2 protein-coding genes are annotated in these 2,890 nt (G+C 57.9%); one reads left to right on the forward strand and one right to left on the reverse strand.

Going from position 1 to position 2,890, the window contains the following annotated elements:
• Nucleotides 1-1,036 precede the first annotated feature (1,036 nt).
• On the forward strand, nucleotides 1,037-2,056 hold the full coding sequence (locus tag AC1DS6_RS42320) for an extracellular catalytic domain type 2 short-chain-length polyhydroxyalkanoate depolymerase (RefSeq protein ID WP_441629624.1): 1,020 nt from the start codon (nucleotides 1,037-1,039) through the stop codon (nucleotides 2,054-2,056).
• Between the two features lie 284 nt (nucleotides 2,057-2,340).
• On the opposite strand, the gene AC1DS6_RS42325 is transcribed toward AC1DS6_RS42320, so the two are convergent.
• Nucleotides 2,341-2,718 (reverse strand): H-NS histone family protein, encoded by a 378-nt coding sequence (locus tag AC1DS6_RS42325; protein ID WP_441635758.1) that lies wholly within the window; start codon nucleotides 2,716-2,718, stop codon nucleotides 2,341-2,343.
• Nucleotides 2,719-2,890: the final 172 nt, after the last annotated feature.

Genomic DNA, 2,890 nt, shown 5'->3' on the forward strand with positions numbered 1-2,890 from the left:
ATGTCAACGTCAACCAGAACATCGCCCAGCTGCAAAGCATCAACGTGAACACGCTCAACAACGTCGGCGTGATCGGCTCCGGCTTCGGCCCGCTGAGCATCGACGTCAACCCGTCGCAATGGGCCGCCACCCACGCCAAGGTCTGAACGGCATGCGCCCCCTCGCTTCGCGGAAACCCCGCGGGTTCCACGGCCAGCGGACACAATGCTCCGGCGCGCACTAGCGCAATTGGGAGCCCATCATCCGGTTGCGTTAAGTTGACAATGCCCGCCGAAGCGCAGCCGCCATTTCGGCCTTCACGCGCTCCTGCGCCACCCACCCATCCGTTACACCTTCTGCGCCTCCCCACACTGTCGGTCGCCATCGTCACTCCCATCACTTGGGCGATGCATCGGTTGCGGATTGGTAATCCGGTGATCACCATCACCAGGCATGCAGCGCCATAGGCCGGCAGCGCGCCTGGACGCCACCTACGCCAAGGCATGCACGGCTTGCGCCCCCGCATGGTGGAAGTGGCTGGGACAGCTATATTAATCCATGAAATTTCATTTAATATAAATTAAAGCAGATTTAATTAATATTAAATTCATGAGCAAGAAGTTAGCAATCAGCTCATAGGCGTCCCTCATGACAACCAGGCGACACCGTTGCAAATACCGCACGCACGCATAAATAAAAGATCGAAACTCTTTTGAAACTCCGATAATGTTGCACAGCACAAGACCAAGCACTCGTGTATGGCGCCCTAGAAACACTGCAGCCCGTTGTGTTGAACGCACAAAAGCAGTGCATTGACCAAAACGGTCTATCGGAATTCGACGATGCTGGCACGGCATTTAGTTGTGATGTTGCGACGTCAAAAGTCGAAGCCGGCTGCCCTATCGCGGATCCACAGCGCAGCGAGTTTGAAGCACTTCCGCGTATGCGAGGCCCCGCTCCTTTCGATTCGCCTGCCCCGAAGGGCAATGGGTTTTCCGGCCCGTGCTTTCCTTTAGTCCAATTTTGTTTTGATCGTTGTGCCACAGGAGCTACCGTAATGAAATTGCTTCGCACTCTTACCATTGTTGCCTTTGCACTCGCAGCTCTTCCTCATACTGCGCTGGCCGCCGATGCGCTGCCATCTTATGCCGGCGACCTATCGCAGACCTCAGTTTCCGGCCTGTCGTCGGGCGCCTTCATGGCGGTCCAGTATCAGGTCGCATACTCAGGTTCTGTCGCCGGTGCCGGTGTGGTAGCGGGTGGGCCGTATTATTGTGCGGCTGGGAACATCCTCAACACAACGATCTGCATGGGGCAGGTGCCGTTCGTGCCGCCGAATCCTGCACTGATGGTAGCCGCCGCAACGGGTTTTGCGTCGCTCGGTCAGATCGACCCGCTAGCGAATTTGCAGAAGGCCCGGGTCTATGTATTTAGCGGAACGAAGGATACCGTTGTCTACCAGCAGGCTGTCGACGCGACAGTGTCGTTCTTCAAGGAGGCCGGCGTTCCTGCGTCTAGCCTGCAGTATGTGAATAACGTGGCAGCCGGCCATGCATTCATCACACCGGCGTTCGGCAACGTGTGTTCCGATAACGCATCTCCATACATCAGTCACTGCGCGGTCGGCAAGCGAGGGTACGATCAGGCTGGCGCGTTGCTGCAGCAGATCTACGGCACGCTGAACCCGCCGGCGAAGAGTTTGTCAGGAAGAATCGTGCCGTTCGACCAGCGGGAGTTCGCGACGACCGCGACAGGCATGGCGGATACGGGCTTCGTTTATGTGCCGAGTTCATGCGCTCAGGGAGCACCGTGCAAAGTCCACGTGGCATTCCATGGGTGCAAGCAGTCCGAAGCCGTGGTCGGCAATGATTTCTATGCGAAGACGAACTACAACTATTGGGCGGACACAAACAACATCCTTGTGCTGTATCCGCAAGTGAATGCGTCTACGGTTCCATTTAATCCGCAAGGCTGCTGGGACTGGTTCGGTTATACCGGATCTGATTACGCGCTGAAATCGGGAGCGCAATTGAGCGCTGTCAACGCCATGGTCGGCCGGCTGCTATCCAAGCCGTGATGTAGGGCGGCCGCTAACTCGCCAGGAAATCCTGCTCGTGTTCTCGGCCAATGCCGGCTTCTCGTTGGCGCCAGAGCCTAACGAGCCTCCCAAGCCCATGGATGCGCCCGGCGTTCGCGAAGAAACTACTACTTTTGGTTATGAAAGATCTGTTTGTTATTTTTGTTTCTTGAGAGCAGCAGATGCGACAGCTAATGAAGTTCCGCTTGTCAATGGCGGGGCATGGCATCGGCGCGGAAACGGCAGTGGTGTATTCTCGGACGGCGCCCTCGGAAGGCCGTCCATTACCGATTTCGCCAACCACGCATCACGCCCACTTCTTCCCTAGCGCCTCCAGACCTGCCTTTTGCAGATCCTCCTGGCTCATCACAATGGGAACTCCCCTTCCCGGCGCGCCCCGTGGCTTCCGCGACGGGCACGCGGAAATGTTCCACGGTCTGCCCTGCATTGACCGCCCGCTGCAGCCAGTCGGGCATTGCGGCGCGGCCGTCCCAGCCCTGCCCGTGCGCGTTGCGGTAGCGCACCACACCAGGCAACGTCGCCGGTGGCGGCTCGGAAAAACAGCCGGCGGCCTGCAGGTGGGACAGGCTCAGCCCATGCTGAGCCAGCTGGATGCGGATCCAGGTAATCGCTTCGGCGCGCTCGATTTCGATCGACATCATTTTAGGTGCACAGATTTGAGGAAGCTGCGGAGCAGGATCCTGCGTTGTCGTCTCAAAGACGGTTAGGCCTCAACATTGTTCCGGCGGATCGCTGGTGTAACGCAACCAGCTCCCTTGGGGATTGGGAATCACGTGGTCACCCCGCCGCTCAAAAATTAATCAGACCCGAGGA

The organism is Cupriavidus sp. 05L310, assembly GCF_056398185.1.

Excerpts from the sequence above, each read along its gene's own strand:
- AC1DS6_RS42320 (WP_441629624.1), top strand. The coding sequence starts at position 1,037 with ATGAAATTGCTTCGCACTCTTACCATTGTTGCCTTTGCACTCGCAGCT.
- AC1DS6_RS42325 (WP_441635758.1), bottom strand. The coding sequence starts at position 2,718 with ATGATGTCGATCGAAATCGAGCGCGCCGAAGCGATTACCTGGATCCGC.